We start from the raw sequence: 23,213 nt of genomic DNA, 5'->3' as shown, positions 1-23,213 counted from the left end.
TAAAAGAGCCGCCTACTTTTTTTATTACATTCTTTCAGGCACTTGGATTCCTAACAGACTAAATGCTAATCGAATTATATCTCCTACCAATTTAGCTAGCTGGACTCTAAAAACTTTTTTATCTACGTTTTCTTCCCCTAAAATAGATACATTCTGATAAAAAGAATTAAATTCTTTAACTAAATCATACGTATAATTAGCTACTAATGCTGGACTATGATTAATGGCAGCATTTTGAATGATTTCTGGAAATAAAGCAATTTGTTTGATTAATTCTTTTTCTTTTTCTTGTAATTCTTCTGGATTAACATTGGCTGAGTAATCAAAATCTGCCTTTCTTAGGATAGATTGTATACGTGCATAGGTATACTGAATAAATGGCCCTGTATTTCCATTAAAATCAACAGATTCTTCAGGATTAAACATCATTGTTTTTTTAGGATCTACCTTTAACATATAGTATTTAAGAGCTCCTAGACCTATTACTTTGTATAAATCTGTCTTTTCCTGATCCGTATAACCTTCTAATTTTCCTAATTCTTCTGAAATAGATTGGGCTGTAGATGTCATTTCTGCCATTAAATCATCTGCGTCTACTACGGTTCCTTCACGTGATTTCATTTTGCCTGAAGGTAATTCTACCATACCGTAAGAAAGATGATATAACTGCTCTGCCCAATCAAATCCTAATTTTTTAAGAATTAAAAACAGCACTTTAAAATGATAATCTTGTTCATTTCCTACAGTATAAACCATTCCTCCTACATCTGGATTATCTTTTACACGTTGAATAGCTGTTCCTATATCTTGTGTTATATAAACAGATGTCCCATCGGCACGTAAAACTAATTTTTCGTCTAATCCTTCAGCCGTTAAATCAATCCAAACAGATCCGTCTTCTTTTTTATAGAAAACCCCTTTTTGTAATCCTTCTTCTATAACATCTTTACCTAATAGATAGGTATTACTTTCATAATAATACGAATCAAAATCAACTCCTAAATTTTTATAGGTAACACTAAAACCATCGTATACCCATTGATTCATTTTTTTCCAAAGGGCAACTACCTCGGCATCACCCGCTTCCCATTTGCGAAGCATTTCCTGTGCTTCTAAAATAGATGGTGCTATTTTTTTTGCTTCTTCTTCAGTATGCCCCGCTGCTATTAGCTCTTTTATTTCATTTTTATATTGTTTATCAAATTCAACATAAAAATGTCCCACTAATTTATCGCCTTTTAAGCCTGTTGATTCTGGTGTTTGATCCTTCCCTTCTTTTTGCCACGCTAGCATAGATTTGCAAATATGAATACCGCGATCGTTTATAATTTGTGTTTTATAAACTTTTTTTCCTGATGCTTTTATTATTTCGGCTACTGCATATCCTAATAAATTATTACGAATATGTCCTAAATGCAAAGGTTTGTTGGTATTAGGCGAAGAATACTCTACCATCATAGCCCTGTCTCCTTCTATAGGTGTTTTAAAACCAAATTGTTCAATTGTTCTAGCTGTATTAAAAAAATCTACATAATAACGATCGGTAACGACTAGGTTTAAGAACCCTTGTACCACATTAAATTTTTCAATCTCGGCTACGTTTTGAACTAAATAATCACCTATCTTACTTCCTATTTCCACAGGATTCCCTTTTATTAATTTTAATATAGGAAAAACGACCATGGTGATATCTCCTTCAAATTCCCTACGGGTAGCCTGAAATTCTACTTTATCAAGTGAAACCTCAAACAATTGCATAACCGCAATCTTTATTTTTTCCGTAAGAATTTGTTGTAATGTCATAATTAATCATTTTTTAAAGTATACAAAGATACTATTTAAATAGAAATTCACTAAATTTATATAACAAGTAGTATTTCGAAGTATTTAAAAAAATAGTCTCTAAGTAAATTGAAGGTTATAAAATGAATTTATGTTCATTTTAATCAGTTTTTTCCTATATTTAATATAAGTTTGTCGTCTCATTTTTTAAAAACTGCACCATGATTAAAAGATACCTACTTTTATTGGTCTTTTTTATAGACTTTTACTCTCATGCACAATTTATTTCAGTTGAAACAAATCGAACTCCTGATGATTTAGTACGTAACACATTAACCCAATCAGTCTGTATAAATGTTTCTAATGTCAAGAGTTCTACAGGAACGAACTACGGATCCACAAATGGCATTGGTTATTTTAAAAACACAAATCCTGCTTTTCCTATTAGCGAAGGTATCATTTTGAGTACAGGAAATGCCTTAAAATCTATAGGTCCCAACACATCAAGATTACAAGATGGAATCGATACATGGCCAGTGATAGTGATTTGACTTCTGTATTTACAACTGACCCTGCTTTTCCTGCTATCTTTCTTAATGCTACAAAATTAGAATTTGACTTTACCTCATTAAGCTCTCATATTCAGCTTCCTTTTATATTCAGCTCTGAAGAATATGGTACTTATCAATGCAATACGTATGATGGAATTGCTATACTACTAACCCATCCTGATGGAACGGTAGAAAATCTAGCTCTAGTACCTAACACAAAACTTCCTATTTCGGTAGAAACTATACGTGATAATTTGTATAATTCTAGTTGTAGCTCAGCTAATCCAACTTTTTTTGGTAGTTTTAATGGGGGAATCAGTACAAATATTTCTCCTACTAATTATAATGGCCAAACGGTCTTATTAACAGCTAGTAAAAACAACTTGATAAAAGGGGCTACTTATCATCTTAAAATTGTTATTGCTGATCGAAATGTAACCAGTGATGATTCAGCTATTTTTTTAGGTCGAGCAAATTTTGTTCTGAATACTTCTCCTTTAGGCCCTGATCTAACCTTATGTACTAATAATGGTATTAACGAGCCCTATATATTACAATCAGGATTAGATAGCTCACTATATGATTTTGAATGGAGAGATCGCAACAATAATCTTATGGGATCTAACTCACCCAACTTACCCCTCAATCAAGCTGGAACTTACCGTCTGATTTATTATATAAAGTCAACTCCTTGTATTGCTGGACAGGATGAAATTAAAATTAGTTATCAAAACGCTCCCTCTAGTGTAAATCCTAAAGACTTATATAAATGCAATACGAATTCAAATCGTTATGATTTTGATCTCAGCTTTAATCAATCTTTATTAAATCCAACAGGAGCTCTATCCATTAGTTTTCATGAAACATTAGTAGATGCTCAACAAAACACTAATTCTATTAGTACTAATTACAATGTTATAGCTAATACATTTCCCAAAACTATTTGGACAAGAGTTCAAAATACAAACGGTTGTTATAATACAAAATCTTTTGATTTACAACTGACTCCCACTCCTTCGTTAATCAAACCTGCCGATATTACAAAATGTGAAAACACTTCTGGAAGTGGACAAACATCTATTTCAGCACAAGAGTTCAAAACTCTTACAAATAGCTTACTTAATGGACTACCTAACGCTATTTACCAAATAGATTATCACTTACAACCTGACTTTAGCGATGCTCCAATAGATCCTAACGTATCATTTACAACTAGTAATAACACTATTTACATTAAATTATTTGTAAAAACAGACACAACTTGTTTTGTTTCTGAATCATTTAAAATAATCGTCATTCCACGACCTACATTAGAAATCATAAAAGATCAATATGTTTGTATCCAATACACTTTACCAGAGCAGCCTAACGGAGCTCAATATTGGTCTGGTCCTAATCAAACAGGTATTAATTGGCCTGCAGGAACTAACATAACAGTAGATGGAACCTTAGTATATCAGTATATTAGCAGCGGTAACCTGAGCGATTGTTATGTAGAAAGTTCTTTTACTGTACATGTTGTAAAATCTAATCAATTAGTACCTAAAACATTAACAAGTTGCGATAATTATATTATACCTAATCCTCGTATTCTCGGATCAAACTATTTTTTAGATAGTGCATTAACACAACAAATACTCCCCGGCACTAGTATTACCACAATTGGAGAAACGACTTTATATGTAAATTATGTATTTTCAAATCCTAATTGTCCTCCTATTACAACCAGTTTTAAAATTAATATTTCAAAAAGCCCAACAATCAACAATACCTTTACAAACTTATTTAGTTGCCTCCCCATTACCAACTTACCTGTCTTAATTACAAATGTTGGAACAGCAGATTACTACACCTATGACAGCTCAACTGGTACATATAGTTCACTTATTTTTCCTATTAATAAAACAACTCATGTATATACTTACGCTATCAATAATAATTGCCGTTCAAACATTACTGATTTTTGGGTTTTTATAGGAGATATTGGACTAAAAGATATTGATTCTTGTAATAGTTTTTATACTCTAACCCCACCTATTATGGGTGAATTTAGGGATGCTCCTAATGGAGGTGGAAACCTGATAAAAACGCCAAAAACAATCACTCAAAATACAACTATTTATCATTATATTGAAGGGGCTAGTTGTACTTATAATACTTCTTTCTCTATAAATTTTCATCAACCTTCTTTAACAAGTCCTGAAGAAGCAAAATCTTGTATAAGTTATATTTTACCAATCGAAAGTCAGGGCGGAAGGTATTTTACCTTACAAGGCGGACCTAATACACTAGGTAACACTGAATTATTCCCTAATAATGAAATAAAAGCCTCTACCACTCTTTGGATTTACAAAGAATCTACCACAGCTCCTAATACTCTAACGCCTAAATGTTTTAACGAAGTTCCTTGGATAATAACCATTTTTAATAAACCTACCATTGATGTACGAGGTGATCAAATTACTTGTTTTAAATATGATTTAACCCCCTTAACCAATGGTCGTTATTATGAAGATCCTAATGGTCAAAATCTTATAACTAGTTTAACTATAGATAGTGGCGATCTTAGACACGGAATAGAACAGACAACTCGAATAAAAACCATCTATATATATGCGCAAAATCCTGTAGTATCTAATTGTTATAGCCAAAGTTCTTTTACTATAACTTTTGACAGTTTAGAAGTTCCTACACAAAAGGATCTACTGGTTTGTAATTCATATACCCTTCCTTCCCTTCCCTTGAATATGTTATATTATGATAGTCCAATGGATCCTGCTCATCCTGAATTACCTCATCCTCGGTAAAATTATTCCAGCAGGAACAACCTATACCTCTTCAAATTTTATAAGTCCTATATATGTATATACCAGTACAAATAACAAGCTTAAATGTATAGATGAAAAGAGTTTTAAACTAACGATAATACCTCAACCTGTCGCCCCTAAAAACATTACGACTCCTTCTATTTGTGATGATTTCCAAGATCCTTTTGATGGTATCTATCAATTTGATTTAAGCACAATTAATAGCTCCGTTTTAGGAAATGTAACTTCAACCCATGATTTAAAAGTAGATTATTTTAGAAGTTTCAATGAAGCAAATGATTTAAATGCAACACCTCTTAATATAAAATATATCAATGATACCCCTTTTAACCAATCCATTTGGGCCAGATTATCAAGTAGTAAACTTAACTCTTGTTTTGATGTAAGTAATGAAATAAAATTAATTATAGAACCATTACCCAAATCTAGTTTACAACCAGAATATATTATTTGTGAGGATTATGCAACGGGTACTTTATACAACCAAGCCGTTTTAAATACAGGTTTATCTTTAAATAATCATCAATTTAAATGGTTTTATAACAATACTCCTTTAACAGCTAAAACTCCTTCTATCACAGTTTCGCAAGACGGCAATTATGCTGTAATGATAACCAATACTACTACTAATTGTACAAAAATTACATAACAAAAGTAACTAAATACAAACCTTATCTTGTTTTAGAGTATAGCGATGCTTTTGAGATACCTTCGTTTATTAAAGTTACTGTTTTAGGTAATGGTTCAAATAATTATAGTTATCAATTAGACAATGGCAATTATCAAGATAGTAATATTTTTTATAATGTAAGCTCAGGGGAACATTCTATTGCGTCTAAAGACAATTTAGGACATTGTAGCCCTGCTCCTATTATAATATCAATTATAAATCATCCAAAATTTTTCACTCCCAATGGTGATGGTTATAATGATTATTGGAACATTCCTGATTTACTAAAAAGCAACCCTACCGCCTCTATTCAAATTTTTGATCGTTATGAAAAATTAATCCAACGTTTTTCACCCAATTCAAAAGGATGGGACGGAACATCTGAAGGCATTCCTCTACCTGCTGATGATTATTGGTTTACAGTTGAATATAATGAAAAGAATAGTACAAAAATTTTCAAATCTCATTTTAGTTTAAAAAGATAATATTTCAATCCCGAAAAATTTTTCGGGATTTTTTTATCTAAACTGTAACAAAAAAAAACATATCACGTCTTATTCTACAAAATCAAATTTAATTCTAAAAGTACCTTGTATTACAATATTACTTTTACTTTAAATTGATTCAATCATCATCAATCAAAATTATCAATCAAAATGAAAAGAAAAGCAATTTTAGTTTGCCTACTAGCTGCTATGGGCACTATACAAGCACAAACTCCTGTAACTCCTAGTAACAATAATTACAACAGCCTTTATTCAAATACTACAGGATCCCTAACTGGAAAAGTAATTGATAAAAAAACAATTCTCCCCTTCCTTATGTTTCCATAACTGTAAAAAGCGAAGGTAAAACAATATCCGGAGCCATAACAAAAGATAATGGGGCTTTTTCAATATCAAGTCTACCACTTAAAAATTTAGTTATAGAAGTTGTTTTTATGGGCTATAAAAAATACGTAAATACAGTAACATTAACTTCTGAAAACAAAAATATCAATCTAAAAAATATTGTATTAGAAGATGAATCAAAACAACTAAATGAAGTCAGTATTACAAAAGAGAAATCATCAGTTGAACAAAAAATTGATAGAAAAGTAATTACAATCGGCAAAGATTTACAAACAGCAGGCGCTACTGCTGCTGAATTAATGAATAACATTCCTACCGTAAGTGTAGATGTACAGAACAACACTGTAAGTTTAAGAGGCAATGAAAATGTACGAATTTTTATAGATGGTAAACCCTCTAATCTATCTGCTGCTCAAGCCTTACAACAAATCCCTTCAACTGCCATAAAACAGGTAGAACTCATTACGAATCCATCGGCTAAGTACAACCCTGAAGGAATGAGTGGTATTATAAATATTGTACTTAATAAAAATTCTAATTTAGGGTTTAATGGCAATATAACCACGGCTGTTAATTTTGGGATTACACCTAAATTCAATGGCTCTATAGACTTAAACTACCGATTTAATAAATTTAATTTTTACACCAATTATTCATTAAATCATGGAAAAAACACAAATCATGGTCTTATAAAATGGAATAAATACGACAGTACAAAAGATTATGATCTTAATTTTGACATCGTTCATTTCCGAAAAAATAATTTCTCTAAAATCGGAACCGATTTTTATATAAATGATAAGAATACACTTTCATTTTATACCATTCAAAATTTTGACAACCCTACTATTGAATTTAAAAATGGTATTCATTATTTAGATAGTAACCTTAAAGATTTACAAATACAAGAAGCTAGTGGTTTAAACAAAAACCAAACCTATAATCTTGCTTATAAACACCTATTTGACAATGAAAATAGGACACTGGATATTGAATTAAGTTATAATACAAATGATGAACCTGAAAATAGTATTTTTAAAGATCGCAACTATACTATAAAATCTACCAATACAATTCAAAAAAAAGGCAGCAACTTCATTGGTAATATTGATTTTGTAAACCCTATAAACGAAACATCTAAAATAGAACTCGGATTAGAAAGCAGATTAGATGATACAAATAACAAAATCCAAATTAACTCAACCTTTGACGCTCTTTTTAATTTTAGAAGAAATATTTATTCTGCCTATAGTAATTATAGTAAAGAATTAGGAAAATGGAACTATCAACTAGGTATTCGATTTGAGAGTTATGAAGCAAAAGGTTCTTTTCAAAAAACAGGAAATACAGATAAAACATTTTCCGATTATATTTTCACGGTATATCCTTCGGCTTTTTTAACCTATAATTTATCTGAAAACAATTCATTTAACCTTAACTATTCTAGAAGAGTTGACAGACCTAATATGGAGCAAGTAAATGAAATTAGACAATGGAATGGTCTTACAATCCAACAAGTAGGAAACTCTAAATTAAGACCTCAATTTACCAATTCTATTGAATTAAATTACACTCGAAAATTAAAAATAGGATCTATTACATCGGGAGCTTTTGTACGTTTTATTCAAAATGAAATTGATCAAATTATTACAACAAATCCTAACGAGCCAACAAAACAACAATTAACCTTTACTAATTTTGATCGTAATACAGAATACGGTATTGAATTATCTGGTAATTTAGATTTTAGAAAATGGTGGAGCGTAAATTTTGGTTTTGATAGCTATTTCACCAATTCAACAGGTATCATAGAAAAAAGAGATAGTAACTTATACACACAAAATATTAACGCAGTTCTGTTTAATAGCAGAATGAATCATACTTTTAAACTAACTAAAGATTTTCGATTAATTTGGTTTACCATGTATAGAGCGGGTCAAAATGGTCTACAATTTTCTAATAAAGATATGTGGAAAACCGATTTAGGAGCTCGACTAAACCTATTAAACGGAAAAGGTTCTTTAAGCATTCGATACAACGATATTTTCAACAAAATGAGAGCACGCTTTTATAGTGATGAGCCTGCCCAAATTAATGGAATTTTTAGATGGGAGAGCCAATCTATAAATATCAATTTTAATTATCGTTTTGGTAGTGGCAAAAATAAAGCTTTAGATAGAAAACAAAGAAGTCAAAATGAATCACAAGGAGGAGGATTATTCTAAAAAATTGAAATTTGAATTAGATTAAACTCCGATCGCCTTATACTTCGTTGTAAAATATTTTTTTCAATAAATCCAAATGCTCAAGAGATTTTTTAGAAGATGAAATAGTCAACTATTTCGATGAATAAAATTTGAGTACGTGCTTGAATTTGAAGAAAATAAAGTGGAATAAATTTACTTCGTCTATTCGCTACGCTCGGGTCTAATGCGTAATCTGGGTTTAATTTGGTCTTCTCTAAATAAAATATTAAAATCCCATTTTGTAGTTATTCAAAATGGGATTTTTGATAGAATCATTCTATTATCCTATTTTATATAAAATTAAAGAATGATTTTTTAGTTATTTATAGTTTATCTTTTTATCCTATTATTTTTTATAGACTGTAATACTTTGATTATCGACTTTTAACCAATATGTCCCTCTTAATAATTTAGACATATCTACTGTGTTGCTATTAATTATAACTAAATGAGTTAAATCTTGTCCTTGTAAATTATATAGCTTAGTATTTGTTGAGTTCATTTGAACATTATCAACCCGTATGATCGTATTTGTTGGATTAGGGTAAGCTAAAATTGCCTTTACAGCGTTTCCATTATTTACAAACGAACCTATTCTTGGGCTTGTTGAAGTTATATTTTTTTTAAAAGTAGCTTCAATAGGCAAGCCCTGAGAAGTTAAAAACCTGAATACAGTACCCGTTGAACCTGAAGACACGGATTGAATATCTTTATGAGGTCGTGATAATTCCCACTCTCCATCAAATGTAATCTCTATAGGCTGAACTTTGAATGAATCAAAACTTCTTTTATCTGGAAGACCTAGATCTGGATTGGATAAACTCAATGTCATTTCTGAATTAGAGTTTAACGATCCGTACATTATTAAACAAGGTTTATCATTTGAAATAATACTTGTATTCCCCGGAAGTGTTGTATTCGGTTCAAAAAGAGCAAAAGCATGTATTCCTGATGCTGTATGTTTGATAATATGTGCTTTACTATCTTTATTTAGCACCGTATATGGTCGTGTGCTGGTATTTTGGAATGAATTGGCTAAATTTTGCATATCGGAAGCATTCGTATTAGGAACTACTACATATTCGTATTGAGCATTATTAGGCGCTTTACCGTGATCTATAAATCCTATAGCTGCTTCTGTAATGGGATTTAAAATTGTTGGATTGTTCTGATTATGTGATGGTGTTTGTTGATTCTTACGTTGAATCTTTAAATCATTATTTCCATTAACTAAGTAAAAGCCTGTATTAAAGTTATCCAAAACCCAATTTGGATTTGTTCCTGAATAAGTAGATGTTGTACCTGTTGAGGTATATGTATTGTTATTTATTATCACATTGTTAGGAGTTGTTGCATTTTGATATAAAGTGGTAACGGTTGAATTATTAACATCGCTATTGCTTATATCAGAGCCTAAACAAATGATCATATCATTAAAGAAAAACGAAGATTTCTTAAAGGTAAAAGAAATGTCATGCGTATTTGATCCTGTTGGGGTTCCTCCCCATCCTATATTTTCTGCCTCTTGAAAATCCATAGCAAACATCCCAAGTGTTCCAAAAACGTTACTTAAATATTCTTTATTTTGTAAATTATACTGTAAAGACCCTGAAAATTTTTTACTTGAATATTCATCTACTCTTTGCCAAGGTACAATTAAATCTTGCCATGATAATACTTTAGTCGTAGCTCCCGGATTATAATTCCAATCCCATTTTGTATTATTAAAACCGTTAGCATCAGCAGTTCCTCGGATATAGGATATTCATAGCTCCATAACTTTGATATCTACCATATCTGTTACTATTACTAAAGGTTTCTGCTCCCCAAAGTTGATTGCTAAATCCTTTATTTAGTATCACCGTGTTCTTGGTTCTAAATATACCTGCACTTGCGTGATTGTTTTGATAAAAGCCATCGTAAAAAGGAGCAATTGTACTATAATTAAAGGACGGTTCTACGCCATATCTTTTATTATAAATACCCGCTAAGAGAGGATCTGCTGTGCTTAAACCCAAAATACGGCCTCCTACAAGAGCTAAATTTTTTATAGAATTTTGATCTACTGATATTGTTTCCCAGTTACCACTTCTACCTGTCATAGATAGGGGGATCCATCCAGCATCATTAGAAATTAATAATTTGTGCATAACAGCATCTCTAAAAACTTTATACGCTGGAGCTTTTATTTGAAAACGAGTAGTATCAAATACATCTAAGCAATAAATAAGAGTATTATAAGCATACATATACGTTTCGTAATTGTTCCAATGATGATATCCACTGCCATCTGGTTTTATTCCATCTCGGGTACCATCTGTGTATACAGAGGCAAATCGGGTAACAAATCGGCTTAAGGTTAACATATAACGATACTGTTCATCATCTGTTGGAAAACATTTTACTAAAGGCACAAGTGCATCTAATTTATTATAAACATCATCTGTATTAATAACGCCTTCTGTTACTTGGGATTTATAATCATAAGTTGGTTTCCAAAAAACATTCCAGTTGGCAAATTCTTTTTCCATAATATACAAAATCCTTTGCTTGTTTTGAAGGGTTAAATACTCTGCACAGAAGAAGCCTTTTCTTGAAAAGTTCTTAAATATGTAACCGTGTGTATCAACTGATAGGGTATTATTACAAAGGTTTTCTGAAACCCACCATATTAAATTATTGACCTTTTCAATTACGGCGGTATCATTAGGACTAAATTTTAGGTGGTCAACAAACGTATTTAAAAAGGTAAGTTTATTATAATCGGTTATAGGATTACCAGTAATCGTATTGCCGTTTACAACGATATTGAAATTATTATAGAGTCCAATAGCTGTATTTAGACTTGAGCTGGATGGTTGGGTAGCAGCTAATCTTGTATTTTTAGCTTTATCATAAATATTTTGGATTTCCGATTTAATAGTTGCGTCACTTGATTGTAATGCTAAATCAGGAACAAAAGTAGGCGTACACTGAGCGTCTATTCCTAAGACACTTGTCAAGAATAGTGCTGTTATTAAAAAAAATACTGGTTTCATTAGTCTTTTATTTTTATTAATACTATGGCTTTGCTTAAAAGTATATTAATAAGCAATAACCGTGACAAGATGTTTTTTAATCTAATTTTCACAAAGTTTAAAATTTGACTCAATAGCAATCGTAGCAACTAGTATATTTGCTATAAAAGGGAACAATAATAAAAATTAGATTAATTAAAAAAATTAATATAATACACCTATCAAAAAAAATAAAATGGTAGAATAATGATAATTTCTAATCATCCGGCTCATTAGATTATCATCAATATCATTTTTGATAAATTTCTACTGAAGCGATAGGTTTTAAGTCTGACAGAAGTATAAAATATTACCTGTCTTATACCAAATTTAATAATTTATTTTGAAACAAAGTCTAATTCATTAAAAAAATATTTTAAGGGTTTGCCATTTTTTAGGAATTTTATTTACCCAAATTACGCATTAGACTTCGTTTTGAAACAAAATTTTTCAATAAATTCAAGTGCTCACGGAAAATTTTAGAAGAAGAAATAGTGAATTATTTTGATGATTAAAATTTGAGTACGTGCTTGAATTTGAAGAAAAATAAAGTGGAATAGATTTACTTCGTCTATTCGCTACGCTCGGGTCTAATGCGTAATCTGGTTTCATAAAAAATGTTTTTAGAACAGACTTTTTTATAGAATAAATGAGGTTTCCCATTTTCAAATTAGTTCTCTAAAGTATATAGCACATGCTTTGCTAAATCAAAAACGCTATGTTATTCACTTTATAGGATGACAAGAATCCGAAGCTAAATGCCTTTTGTTTGTCACTCCGAAGTAAGAAGGAATCACATAATAAAAAAACATTTCATGAACTTAATCCCAGATTTCTGACTTGATTCTTCTTTTGAAATTTTTGAAAACGAAAATAACCAAAAAATAAAAATTGGTCATTTTTTTATTTTCACAAAAGTAAGGTTACTTTTGATATACTTATTTTAAATAAAAAAGAGAAATCGATTTGATTTCTCTTTTTGAGCCGATGGAGGGACTCGAACCCACGACCTGCTGATTACAAATCAGCTGCTCTAGCCAGCTGAGCTACACCGGCAAGGTGTATTTTATAAATTTATTTTCTAATTTATCTTTTGATAAACTTTGAGCCGATGGAGGGACTCGAACCCACGACCTGCTGATTACAAATCAGCTGCTCTAGCCAGCTGAGCTACACCGGCAAAGTGTATTTTCCAATAAATTTATTTTCTAATTTATCTTTCGATAAATTTTGAGCCGATGGAGGGACTCGAACCCACGACCTGCTGATTACAAATCAGCTGCTCTAGCCAGCTGAGCTACACCGGCGACTCATTTACGGGTGCAAATATAGGATAGTTTTTTTATTTTCCAAAGCTTTGCACCCTACTTTTTTATACTTTTTTTAATTACAAAGCATTAATTTTATCAACTAATTGGTTTGCAGCATTTTCCAATTCTGCGTTTATTTGTTTAAAGTGTGCTTTTTTATTTTCAACGTTCTTTTGATTTAATTTTTCAATCAAATTATCAAAAATAACAAAAGCTTCTTCAATAATAGCATTAGTTGTATCAGTTGGTTTCCCTGTTGAAGTCATTTCATATAAATAAACCGCTTCAATAATCTGACTAATTACATAATTGATACTCTTTTTTAAATTTCTTACACTTGCCATTAGTATGTATTTTAAATTACGTTTGCAAAATTACAATTATTCTTTCGATATCTGTTAAGAAATTACAATTTCTAACAGCTTTGAAGTTCCTATTAATTGATAGTCTTTTAGAGCTGCTGGAATTAAAAAAGTATCGCCTTTACTAAACTCATAAATTTGTTCTTTTATTTTAACTCCTAAATCCCCTTCTATACACATATAAACCACAAAACTATCTACTTCGTTTTGTTTTTTATATTTTTTTTCAATTCTATAACTTTTACTGTAAAATAGGGACTATCGACTACATTTACGGCTTGATCATCCGATAAGGTATAATCAACTTTTACTTTTTTCTTTTGATAATCTATAGCATCTAAAGCTAAATCTATATGTAATTCTCTTAGATTACCTTGTGCGTCTTTACGATCAAAATCATAAATTCGATACGTGATATCAGAGGTTTGTTGTATCTCTGCTACAACGGTACCTGCTCCAATCGCATGTACAGTGCCTGTTTCTAAATAAAAAACATCTCCTTCTTTTACGTGATATGCGTCTAAGATAGAGGATAGATTTTTATTTCTCAAATGTTCCAAATAAGCTTCTTTCGAAGCATTTTCTTTAAATCCTACTATTAATTTTGCTTCTGGTTCGGCTTCTACTACATACCACATTTCGGTTTTACCAAAAGAATTGTGACGTTCTTTTGCTAACGCATCATTAGGATGGACTTGAATAGAGAGATCTTCTCTAGCATCTAAAAATTTAAACAGTAAAGGAAATTGCGTCCCAAACTGTTGATATACTTTATGACCGAGTACTTCTAATGGGTATTTTTCTATCAAATCGTTTAAAAACATCCCTTTATAAACACCTTCAGTTACTTGACTAACATCTTGGTCTATAGCAGCCAATTCCCAACTCTCTCCTGTTTTTTCGGAAGGAATTGATTTATTTAGAAGTGTTTTTAAACGTGTACCTCCCCAAATTCTATCTTTAAAAATAGGTTTAAATTGCAAAGGGTATAATTCCATCGGCATTAAATCAAACTTTTTACTTTTTCAACTGTACGATCTAAATGATTAGTAGCATTCATGTCCTCAAAAATCATTTGAACTATTCCTTCTTTATCAACTACATAGGTTACTCTTCCCGGGAATTAACCCTAACATATTTGATTTTACCCCAAACAGGTTACGTAATGTTTTATCAGGATCGGAAAGTAATATGTAAGGTAGATCATATTTACTTGCAAATTTTTTATGTGCCGCAATACTATCTCCACTAATACCTATAACTTCTGCTCCTATGGTTTTAAATTCTTCATATTGATCTCTTAAAAAACAAGCTTGTTTGGTACAACCGGGAGTATCATCTTTTGGATAAAAATAAATGACTAATACTTTTTTACCAAGAACAGAATTAATATAAAAATCATTTCCATTTTGATCTTTTGCTCCAAAAAGAGGCAGTTTATCCCCTACTTTCAAACCTTTCTGCATAATTTAATTATCCTTTATATGTAACAAAATTACGTGGTGTTTCAAACAACGTAACCTCTAAATCGCTTTCTATTTGTATTCTTTTTCTAATTTTATTCCAGATAATGACTGCTATATTTTCCGCTGTAGGTATTAAATTTTCGAATTCTGGAACATCTAAATTTAAATTTTTATGATCAAACGGAATTTCTATTTCTTCATAAATTATATCTGCCAAATCTTTAATATCAATCACATAACCAGTTTCTGGATTGATAATCCCTGTAACACTCACTATCAACTCGTAATTATGACCATGAAAATTAGGATTATTACATTTTCCAAAAACTTTTTGATTCTGTTCGTCTGTCCAATCTTTTCTATATAGGCGATGGGCTGCGTTAAAATGAGCTTTTCTAGATACTGTTACTCTCATATTGTGTGCGCTTCTAAATAATGATAAAATTCATCAAAAATAATTTTGAACCAAACGGTATATTGCCCCGGATAAAGCCTTATATTTTCTTTTACGGCTTCAATAGACATCCATTTCCAATTTTCCACTTCTTCCGGATTTATAAGCGGTGCTTCATTAAAATATCCTATCATCACATGATCTAATTCATGTTCTGTCAATCCATTGTCAAAGGGGGCTTTGTAAATAAAGTGAAAAAGTTCTTTTAGCTCTGTTGTAAATCCCATTTCTTCTTGTAAACGTCTTTTCCCAGCTTCTATATTAGATTCTCCTTCCCGTTGATGACTACAACAGGTATTGGTCCATAATAATGGTGAATGATATTTGTGATGTGCTCTTTGCTGAAGCATTATTTCTCGTTTATCATTCAATACAAATACAGAAAAAGCTCTATGCAACAGCGCCTTTTCATGTGCTTCTAGTTTGGGCATTAATCCTATTACCTCATCTGCTTCATTTACCAATATTACTTTTTCTTCAATCATAGTTTTGTATTACGGGGTAAAAGTACGAAAAGTCTATCAATTACTGCGCTCTCCTTTTTATTGCCTCTTAAATGATTTTTACACAGATTTTAAACAGGTTAACACAAGAGTGATTCGACTGCTTTTATAGCGCATTTTTCTCCATCTATAGCAGCTGAAATAATACCTCCTGCGTATCCGGCTCCTTCTCCGCAAGGATACAAGCCTTTTATTTGCAAATGTTCCAATGTAAAATTATCACGAGGAATTCTAACAGGTGATGAGGTTCTACTTTCGGGAGCGTGTAAAATAGCTTCGTTGGTAAAATATCCTTTCATTGATTTTCCAAATTGAACAAATCCTTCGCGCATAATTTGGGTTAAAAAGAAGGAAAAACAGTTCCTAATTCTACACTAGTAGTACTCGGCACATAGGATGTTTTAGGTATGCTTTGTGAAACTTTTTTTTGAGAAAAATCAACCATTCTTTGAGCGGGTACTTTTTGTGTTTTACCTGCTAATTCCCATGCTTTTTGTTCAATTGCTTTTTGAAATTCCATACCTGCTAAGGCTCCAAATTTAGCATACGGTTTAAAATCTTCTATTTTTAGTTCTACTACAATTCCTGAATTAGCGGTGGCTTGATCTCTTTTTGATGGCGACCAACCATTTGTAACTACTTCTCCGGGGCTTGTTGCGCAAGGAGCTACAACTCCTCCCGGACACATACAAAAGGAGTACATTCCTCTTCCGTTTACCTGTTTAACAACAGAGTAAGGAGCTGGAGGCAAAAATTCTCCTCTAAAATCACAAGAATATTGTATTGAATCTATCAAGCTTTGCGGATGTTCTGCTCGCACTCCTAAGGCAAAAGGCTTTGCTTCTATCAATACTTTTTTTCGATCTAACAATTCAAATATGTCACGAGCTGAATGTCCTGTAGCCAAAATTATTTTTTTAGCTTCTATGATATCGCCTGATTGAGTAACCACGCCTTCTACTTCATTATTTTTTATTAGAATATCTGTTACTCGTGTTTCAAATAAGACTTGTCCTCCATATTCTTTTATCTTTTCTCTAATATCTTGGATAATTTCTGGGAGTTTATTCGTTCCTATATGAGGGTGTGCTTCTATTAATATTTCAGGAGAGGCTCCAAATGCTACCAATAATCTTAAAATACGGTCTACATCGCCACGTTTTTTTGAACGAGTATATAATTTACCATCAGAATAAGTACCTGCTCCTCCTTCTCCAAAGCAATAATTAGAATCTTCATTGACTATATGATCTCTATTAATTGCTTTTAAATCTCTTCTTCTTCCTCTTACCTCTTTTCCTCTTTCTAACAGGATTGGCTTAACACCTAACTCTATTAATTGTAAAGCAGCAAACAAACCAGCTGGCCCTGCTCCTACAACAATAACTTCAGGTGCATTCTTCACATCCTGATAGTTTGGCAAAGTCATTTTATCTTCTATAATTTTTTCTCCTTGAAAATAGAGAATGACTTTTAAATTTATTTTAATTGCTTTTTGTCGAGCATCTATTGATTTTTTAAGAATTACAATATGTTGTATTTCTACAATGGATACTTGTATTAATTTTGCAATATGATTCTTTAGCATTACTTCATTAGAAGCTACCTCAGGTGACACTTGAATTTGAAGTTCTTTTGGCATTATCAATTTTTTACAATGCAAAAATACTACTTATTTTTAAGTGATTCGTTGTAAATTTGCATTTCAAAATTAACAGACGATGCCAAAACAAATAAAACTTATTTGGGATTTTAGAGGTTCTACAGCTGCTAAAATAGCTGAACATCATGAAATTCATCTAAAAGAGTATATCGATAGAGAGGGACTTCCTATTAAAATTACAGGTTTTACTGTACTAAACGATATGTACGCTATAGCTTGGATGGTTGTAAATAACGAAAATATGATTCAGGTTAGAGATGCTTTAAAACCTCACAGAGGTGAATTATTTGAATAAAAAAACAATCTTGCTTCATTCATAACAAATAGTTTACTATTTTTGATTTTAGACTAAAAACTATGATTCACGAGATTATTAATTATTTTGAGACGATACCTTCATCCCATAGGTCTTTAATATTGTTTGGAGGCATTGCTTTTTTTTGGATTTTAGAAAGCGGTTTTCCTCGTTTTCAATTTCAATACAATAAAAGCGAACATGCTTTACTTAATCTTTTTTTTACTTTTACTACTATTATTGTTAATTTTCTTTTGGCAATACTTTTATTTAAAAGCAGCATTTGGAATACTCAAAATCATTTTGGAATTTTACATTGGTTTTCTATTACAAACTTGGGATTACAATGTATAATTGGACTTTTAGTAATGGATTTTATAGGTGCTTATCTTCCTCATTATTTACAGCATAAAATAAAATTTTTATGGCGATTTCATCTGATTCATCATACTGACACTTGGCTTGACACAACTAGCGCTAACCGTCATCACCCGGCGAAAGTATTTTTCGGTTTTTATTTACTGCTTTAGCCGTTTTATTCACTGGAGCTCCTATTTGGCTTTTTTTCATGTATCAATCTTGTTCTGTCATATTATCTCAGTTTAATCATTCTAATATACAATTTCCTAATTGGTTAAATTCTTTACTAGCACTTGTCTTGATTACCCCTAAAATGCACCGAATACATCATCATTACCAGTTACCTTACACGAATAGCAATTATGGTAATATTTTTAGTATATGGGACCGTTTTTTAAGAACTTATACAAAATTAGCAGACGATAAAATCATCTTTGGCATAGATACTTATATGGCTAAAGAAGAGCATAATAATCTTAAAAATTTATTATCAATTCCTTTTCAAAAATATAGAGATCCTAAAACATAAAAAAATTTTAAAAAGTCATTCCTTTTTATTAATATTGGAATAAGTATTGCATAAAGTTTAATACAATTTTGTTTTTATAATTTAAAATGAGAAAAAGTAAAATCGCTGAATTAGACAGAGAAAATTTAGAAAGACTAATCAGCATGGCAAAAGAAGAGCGTAAACCCCTTGAATCAATTAAAGAAGAATTTGGAGTGGGCGAAAGTGACGTAACAGAGTTAATGCGTAAACATTTATCAAAAGATCAATTTGAACTTTGGAAGAAAAAAATAACAGCTTCCAAACCCAAACCTAAACCTATTAAAAATAATGACTTTGATGATGATCTAGACGGGAAGTATTACCTTAAAAATAAATTTGATTAATTTTAGGCTCCTGTTTTACAGGAGTTTTTTTGTTAATTTTTTCATAAAGATTACATTAAAAATTAGTAAACTAATATCTTTAACCCCAAATTACGTTTTAGAAATTTATTAGAGATAAAAGTGCCCTTGAATCTAAAAAGTACTTCATTTTTTGTACCTAATGTAGTAAAACTACGTCTACGGTAAAAAATTTCCGTGCATTTTTATCTTCTTTGTCTTTTTATCTTCATCACAAAATCTATCTCGCAATCCAGATTAACAACCCTTTTTTCCAATCTTATTATTCATCAATGAAAAAAATATTTTTATCATCTTTATTAGCATTTCTTTCTTTTAATTCTAAAGCAACTCCTTTAAAAGATTCTAAAAATCCAGAAGTAAATGTTACAATTGATTTAAACACAATACAAGACGACAAAGTCATGGTTACAGTAGTTCCTACACCGTCTAAAGAAGATGTTATTATTTTTAGCATCCCTAAAACAGTACCCGGAACCTACTCATTAGACAACTATGGTCGTTTTATTGAAAAAATAAAAGCCTATACTAATAAAGGGGAAAATTTACCTTTAGCTAAACTAGATGAAAACACATACCGCATTACAGGTGCTAAAAAATTAGCTAAAATAACTTACTGGGTAAATGACACCTACGATACAGAACAAGTTGGCGGTATAGGAGGTGACGATGTTTTTTCGCCAGCAGGAACAAACATAGACTCTAACTGCTTTGTTTTAAATACACATGGTTTTATTGGGTATTTTAGTGATAAAAAGGAAGTTCCTTATACACTCACGGTTCTACACCCTGAGCATCTATATGGCGCTACTTCACTCACAGATAACAACTCTAGTAATCAAATAGATGTTTTCAAAACAAATAGATACGCTACTCTTATAGATCATCCCATAATGTATACAAAACCAGACATTGTTACTTTTAAGGTAGATGATATGGATATTCTCATTAGCCTCTATTCTCCAACAGGAAAATACAAAGCAGCTGATTTAGCTCCTAATATGGAGAAAATGATGAAAGCCCAAAAAAAGTTTTTAGGTCCTATAAATAATACAAAAAAATATTCTGTATTAATCTACCTTACTGATGTACAAAAACAGGATGCAAAAGGTTTTGGCGCTTTAGAACACACTACTTCTACAACAGTTGTAATGCCTGAAATGATGCCTTCTGACCAAATGGATGAACAATTAAAAGACATTGTTTCTCATGAATTTTTCCATATCGTAAGTCCATTGGGCATTCATGCTGAAGAAATTCATTATTTTGATTTTAATGAGCCTAAAATGTCTAAACATTTGTGGATGTATGAAGGTATAACGGAATATTTTGCGAATCTTTTTCAAATTAACCAAGGATTAATTAATGAGGAGGAGTTCTACAACCGTATGACTGACAAGATTAGACAAGCAGCCAATATGGATGATACAATTCCTTTTACTAAAATGAGTGCCAATGTATTAACAAAACCTTACAAAGATCAGTATCTTAATGTATATCAAAAGGGTGCTTTAATAGGCATGTGTTTAGATATTCTTATTCGCGAAAAAAGCAATGGTCAGCGTGGTGTATTAGATCTAATGCAAAAATTAAATAATGAATATGGTATTAATAAGCCATTTAAAGATGAAGCTCTTTTTGATAAGATTATAGCACTTACTTATCCAGAAGTGGGTGATTTCTTAAAAACTTACGTAGATGGACCAACTCCTATACCTTATGATAAGTTTTTTGCCAAAATGGGCATTACACAGGCACAAACTAAAGTACACGGAAATGTTTTTATAAAAGACCAAACACCTTATATAACAGTTAACCAAGAAACGAAAGAAATAGTTATTATTCACGGAATAGAACTTCCTGAATTTTATTCAAATTTAGGACTAAAAGGAGGTGATTACATCTTGGCTATAAATGATAAAAACTACAACTTAGACAATATTTATGATATGATCATGACAAGTCAGAGTTGGAAGGAAAATGAGAAAATTTCTATTAAAATAAAGAGAGATCAAAAAGAAATAATTTTAAAAGGAAATATAAAACTTCCTTTTGAAGATGTAACAACTTATAAAGCCACAGACGATAATAAAAAAGCTTTAAAAGAAGCTTGGCTAAAAGGATAAATCATATTTATTTTTCGTTTAAATCCTCAAAATACAGTTGAATTTTGAGGATTTTTTTATTACATTGCGAGAAATTTATAATAAATATGTATAAAAAAATCATCATAGCAGTTTCATTTATATTTTTTTCTTCATGTACAGACAAAACACTTGTAAAAGATGAGGTAATAGTAACAGGAAATATAAGGGGATTAAAAAAAGGAAAATTATACATTCAAAAAGTAGAGGACAGTACTTTAGTTGCTTTAGATACTATTGAATTAAATGGCTCGTCTAATTTTGAAAGTTCTATTAAATTAGATTCTCCCGAAATGCTATATTTATTTGTAGATAGAGGACAAACTAACTCATTAGATAATAATCTATTATTTTTTGCTGAACCCGGAAAAATAAATATTGACACAGACCTTGAATTCTTTTTTGCTAATGCCAAAATTACAGGCTCTAAAAATCATGATCTTTATAAAGAATATAAAGACATCATTTCTAAATTTAACGAACAACAACTTCAATTACTCCAAGCTAAAATATTGGGTAATAAAGGCAATAAAAACTATAGCGCATCAGATAATCAAAACAAGCAAGACCAACTATTAAAAAGGAAATATTTATATTCTGCTAATTTTGCACTTACCCATGCGGATCATGAAATTGCTCCCTATATAGCTCTTACGGATATTTATGATATGCAGCCCAAATTTTTAGTAGAAATACAAAAAAAGATGTCACCAGATGTAGCCAATTCTAAATACGGCAAAAAATTCACCAACTACTTAAAGAAATAAAAATAATACGAACGACAATTAACTCCTTTAATTGTCGTTTTTCATTTAGATTCTTATTATCAAATGCTACTTAATGAATACACAACCCGTTAATTTACCCTTTGATCTTTTTCAGGATAACCATTTTGACTGTGCCGTTTATTTTTATAATGCGCAACAATCCAGCAAAAACATACCTGTTACCTTTACCCATAATGTTCTTTGTCTTTTATTAAGTGGCCATAAGGAAGTCATTAGTAATCAAAACAACATTTCTATACAAAACAATCAATTTTTTTTGTTGCAATCTGGAAATAGTTTAATGACGGAACGCCTGATAGGAGAATCGGGGTATAATAGTATTCTTTTTTTCTTTTCTGATCATTTTTTAAATGATTTTTTATCAAAAAAACAAATTCATTTAAAAAAAACAAATGATTTAAGCCAAACGGTACTAGATCTTCACAAAGATCCTTATGTTAGTTTATTTGAAAAATCAGTTCTTTTATTAAAAAATGATTTTAATCAATCATCCCTCCTTACCTATATAAAACTGGAAGAAATTCTATTATATTTATTACATAAAGAATCTGACCGAATTATTAATTTTTTCCAAAACACATTAAGTCGCAATAAAAATAAATCAATAAAAGATATTGTTCAGCAGTATGAGAATAATCATTTAACTGTTGAGGAACTTGCTTTTTTATCTAATATGAGTATTTCTAGTTTTAAAAGAAAGTTTGCAGAAATTTATCAAATTTCTCCAAAAAAGTACTTTATTTCAAAAAGAATGGAAAAAGCACGTAACGAATTAATTCTAAACAAAAGGCCTTCTGACATTTACCATGAATTAGGCTATGAAAATTTATCGGCATTTAGCAATGAGTTCAAAAAATATTATGGTGTATCACCTAAAAATTTTAAAGATTAAATCTGGATTACACGATAGACTTTGTAATGAAGGTGAGAAGAACTAAGAAAATAAGCACACCCATTTTTCACAGGAAATAT

18 protein-coding genes, 3 tRNA genes and 4 pseudogenes are annotated in these 23,213 nt (G+C 30.8%); 12 read left to right on the top strand and 13 right to left on the bottom strand.

Going from position 1 to position 23,213, the window contains the following annotated elements:
* Positions 1-24: 24 nt before the first annotated feature.
* Positions 25-1,803, bottom strand: coding sequence for an arginine--tRNA ligase (argS, locus tag JJC05_RS13075; RefSeq protein WP_235877572.1), 1,779 nt, complete (start codon positions 1,801-1,803; stop codon positions 25-27).
* Between the two features lie 200 nt (positions 1,804-2,003).
* On the opposite strand from argS, the pseudogene JJC05_RS19160 reads away from it, so the two are divergent.
* The 6 genes and pseudogenes from JJC05_RS19160 to JJC05_RS13045 all read left to right on the top strand — a co-directional run.
* Positions 2,004-2,752, top strand: a pseudogene (locus JJC05_RS19160) (choice-of-anchor L domain-containing protein); the annotation flags it as partial.
* Positions 2,753-2,947: 195 nt separating this feature from the next.
* A complete protein-coding gene (locus JJC05_RS13065; protein ID WP_508625131.1) occupies positions 2,948-5,140 on the top strand; it encodes an FIDD domain-containing protein in 2,193 nt (730 codons plus the stop codon).
* Entirely contained in the window at positions 5,091-5,810 is a 720-nt protein-coding gene (locus JJC05_RS13060) for an FIDD domain-containing protein (protein ID WP_235877567.1), read from the top strand. The genes JJC05_RS13065 and JJC05_RS13060 overlap by 50 nt, the downstream gene beginning before the upstream one ends.
* Positions 5,792-6,316 (top strand): T9SS type B sorting domain-containing protein, encoded by a 525-nt coding sequence (locus tag JJC05_RS13055; protein ID WP_235877565.1) that lies wholly within the window; start codon positions 5,792-5,794, stop codon positions 6,314-6,316. The genes JJC05_RS13060 and JJC05_RS13055 overlap by 19 nt, the downstream gene beginning before the upstream one ends.
* 171 nt (positions 6,317-6,487) lie before the next feature.
* Positions 6,488-6,664: a hypothetical protein gene (locus JJC05_RS13050; protein WP_235877563.1), complete on the top strand. Its 177-nt coding sequence runs from the start codon at positions 6,488-6,490 to the stop codon at positions 6,662-6,664.
* Positions 6,661-8,907, top strand: coding sequence for a TonB-dependent receptor (locus JJC05_RS13045; protein WP_309597486.1), 2,247 nt, complete (start codon positions 6,661-6,663; stop codon positions 8,905-8,907). The genes JJC05_RS13050 and JJC05_RS13045 overlap by 4 nt, the downstream gene beginning before the upstream one ends.
* A gap of 367 nt (positions 8,908-9,274) precedes the next feature.
* Here the strand turns inward: JJC05_RS13045 and JJC05_RS13040 are convergent, their stop codons facing one another.
* From JJC05_RS13040 to JJC05_RS12990, 12 genes and pseudogenes are all read right to left on the bottom strand, one after another.
* On the bottom strand, positions 9,275-10,684 hold the full coding sequence (locus JJC05_RS13040; RefSeq protein ID WP_258929717.1) for a polysaccharide lyase family 8 super-sandwich domain-containing protein: 1,410 nt from the start codon (positions 10,682-10,684) through the stop codon (positions 9,275-9,277).
* On the bottom strand, positions 10,668-11,966 hold the full coding sequence (locus JJC05_RS13035; RefSeq protein ID WP_235877557.1) for a chondroitinase family polysaccharide lyase: 1,299 nt from the start codon (positions 11,964-11,966) through the stop codon (positions 10,668-10,670). The genes JJC05_RS13040 and JJC05_RS13035 overlap by 17 nt, the downstream gene beginning before the upstream one ends.
* 1,000 nt (positions 11,967-12,966) lie before the next feature.
* Positions 12,967-13,040 (bottom strand) — tRNA-Thr (locus JJC05_RS13030).
* A 50-nt stretch (positions 13,041-13,090) separates the two neighbouring features.
* Positions 13,091-13,164, bottom strand: a tRNA-Thr gene (locus JJC05_RS13025).
* A 53-nt stretch (positions 13,165-13,217) separates the two neighbouring features.
* Positions 13,218-13,291 (bottom strand) — tRNA-Thr (locus tag JJC05_RS13020).
* A gap of 80 nt (positions 13,292-13,371) precedes the next feature.
* Positions 13,372-13,638 (bottom strand): hypothetical protein, encoded by a 267-nt coding sequence (locus tag JJC05_RS13015; protein ID WP_088391535.1) that lies wholly within the window; start codon positions 13,636-13,638, stop codon positions 13,372-13,374.
* Positions 13,639-13,692: 54 nt separating this feature from the next.
* Positions 13,693-13,836 carry a hypothetical protein gene (locus JJC05_RS17570; RefSeq protein WP_258929023.1) on the bottom strand — a complete coding sequence of 48 codons (144 nt, stop codon included), beginning with the start codon at positions 13,834-13,836 and terminating at the stop codon, positions 13,693-13,695.
* Between the two features lie 17 nt (positions 13,837-13,853).
* Positions 13,854-14,654 (bottom strand): type I phosphomannose isomerase catalytic subunit, encoded by an 801-nt coding sequence (locus tag JJC05_RS13010; protein ID WP_258929021.1) that lies wholly within the window; start codon positions 14,652-14,654, stop codon positions 13,854-13,856.
* 5 nt (positions 14,655-14,659) lie between these two features.
* Positions 14,660-15,122 (bottom strand): annotated as a pseudogene (locus tag JJC05_RS13005) (peroxiredoxin).
* A gap of 7 nt (positions 15,123-15,129) precedes the next feature.
* Positions 15,130-15,537: a 6-carboxytetrahydropterin synthase gene (locus JJC05_RS13000; protein WP_088391541.1), complete on the bottom strand. Its 408-nt coding sequence runs from the start codon at positions 15,535-15,537 to the stop codon at positions 15,130-15,132.
* Positions 15,534-16,061 carry an isopentenyl-diphosphate Delta-isomerase gene (gene idi, locus JJC05_RS12995; protein WP_105195915.1) on the bottom strand — a complete coding sequence of 176 codons (528 nt, stop codon included), beginning with the start codon at positions 16,059-16,061 and terminating at the stop codon, positions 15,534-15,536. Before idi ends, JJC05_RS13000 begins: the two co-directional genes overlap by 4 nt.
* A gap of 98 nt (positions 16,062-16,159) precedes the next feature.
* Positions 16,160-17,667, bottom strand: a pseudogene (locus JJC05_RS12990) (NAD(P)/FAD-dependent oxidoreductase).
* A 133-nt stretch (positions 17,668-17,800) separates the two neighbouring features.
* Here JJC05_RS12990 and JJC05_RS12985 point away from each other — a divergent pair.
* The 6 genes and pseudogenes from JJC05_RS12985 to JJC05_RS12960 all read left to right on the top strand — a co-directional run bounded on the left by JJC05_RS12985 (position 17,801) and on the right by JJC05_RS12960 (position 23,133).
* Complete coding sequence (locus JJC05_RS12985; protein WP_088391547.1) at positions 17,801-18,037, top strand: hypothetical protein; 237 nt, start codon at positions 17,801-17,803, stop codon at positions 18,035-18,037.
* A gap of 62 nt (positions 18,038-18,099) precedes the next feature.
* Positions 18,100-18,926: pseudogene (locus tag JJC05_RS18935) on the top strand (sterol desaturase family protein).
* An 86-nt stretch (positions 18,927-19,012) separates the two neighbouring features.
* Entirely contained in the window at positions 19,013-19,291 is a 279-nt protein-coding gene (locus tag JJC05_RS12975; RefSeq protein ID WP_088391551.1) for a TIGR03643 family protein, read from the top strand.
* Between the two features lie 290 nt (positions 19,292-19,581).
* A complete protein-coding gene (locus tag JJC05_RS12970) occupies positions 19,582-21,435 on the top strand; it encodes a M61 family metallopeptidase (RefSeq protein ID WP_235877555.1) in 1,854 nt (617 codons plus the stop codon).
* Positions 21,436-21,521: 86 nt separating this feature from the next.
* Positions 21,522-22,220 carry a DUF4369 domain-containing protein gene (locus tag JJC05_RS12965; RefSeq protein WP_235877552.1) on the top strand — a complete coding sequence of 233 codons (699 nt, stop codon included), beginning with the start codon at positions 21,522-21,524 and terminating at the stop codon, positions 22,218-22,220.
* A gap of 73 nt (positions 22,221-22,293) precedes the next feature.
* Positions 22,294-23,133, top strand: a complete 840-nt coding sequence (locus JJC05_RS12960) for a helix-turn-helix domain-containing protein (protein WP_105195911.1) — start codon at positions 22,294-22,296, stop codon at positions 23,131-23,133.
* The last annotated feature ends 80 nt before the right edge of the window (positions 23,134-23,213 follow it).

Source organism: Flavobacterium davisii (assembly GCF_019565505.1).
GTDB lineage: Bacteria > Bacteroidota > Bacteroidia > Flavobacteriales > Flavobacteriaceae > Flavobacterium > Flavobacterium davisii.
Note: the sequence above shows the minus strand (reverse complement) of the source record. Positions and strands in the feature narration are given on the sequence as shown.

Coding starts and splice junctions, on each gene's coding strand:
- JJC05_RS13035 (WP_235877557.1), bottom strand. CDS start 11,966: ATGAAACCAGTATTTTTTTTAATAACAGCACTATTCTTGACAAGTGTC.
- JJC05_RS13050 (WP_235877563.1), top strand. CDS start 6,488: ATGAAAAGAAAAGCAATTTTAGTTTGCCTACTAGCTGCTATGGGCACT.
- idi (WP_105195915.1), bottom strand. CDS start 16,061: ATGATTGAAGAAAAAGTAATATTGGTAAATGAAGCAGATGAGGTAATA.
- JJC05_RS13015 (WP_088391535.1), bottom strand. CDS start 13,638: ATGGCAAGTGTAAGAAATTTAAAAAAGAGTATCAATTATGTAATTAGT.
- JJC05_RS13060 (WP_235877567.1), top strand. CDS start 5,091: ATGATAGTCCAATGGATCCTGCTCATCCTGAATTACCTCATCCTCGGT.
- JJC05_RS12965 (WP_235877552.1), top strand. CDS start 21,522: ATGTATAAAAAAATCATCATAGCAGTTTCATTTATATTTTTTTCTTCA.
- argS (WP_235877572.1), bottom strand. CDS start 1,803: ATGACATTACAACAAATTCTTACGGAAAAAATAAAGATTGCGGTTATG.
- JJC05_RS17570 (WP_258929023.1), bottom strand. CDS start 13,836: ATGTGTATAGAAGGGGATTTAGGAGTTAAAATAAAAGAACAAATTTAT.
- JJC05_RS12960 (WP_105195911.1), top strand. CDS start 22,294: ATGAATACACAACCCGTTAATTTACCCTTTGATCTTTTTCAGGATAAC.
- JJC05_RS13065 (WP_508625131.1), top strand. CDS start 2,948: ATGGGATCTAACTCACCCAACTTACCCCTCAATCAAGCTGGAACTTAC.
- JJC05_RS12975 (WP_088391551.1), top strand. CDS start 19,013: ATGAGAAAAAGTAAAATCGCTGAATTAGACAGAGAAAATTTAGAAAGA.
- JJC05_RS13010 (WP_258929021.1), bottom strand. CDS start 14,654: ATGGAATTATACCCTTTGCAATTTAAACCTATTTTTAAAGATAGAATT.
- JJC05_RS12985 (WP_088391547.1), top strand. CDS start 17,801: ATGCCAAAACAAATAAAACTTATTTGGGATTTTAGAGGTTCTACAGCT.
- JJC05_RS12970 (WP_235877555.1), top strand. CDS start 19,582: ATGAAAAAAATATTTTTATCATCTTTATTAGCATTTCTTTCTTTTAAT.
- JJC05_RS13000 (WP_088391541.1), bottom strand. CDS start 15,537: ATGAGAGTAACAGTATCTAGAAAAGCTCATTTTAACGCAGCCCATCGC.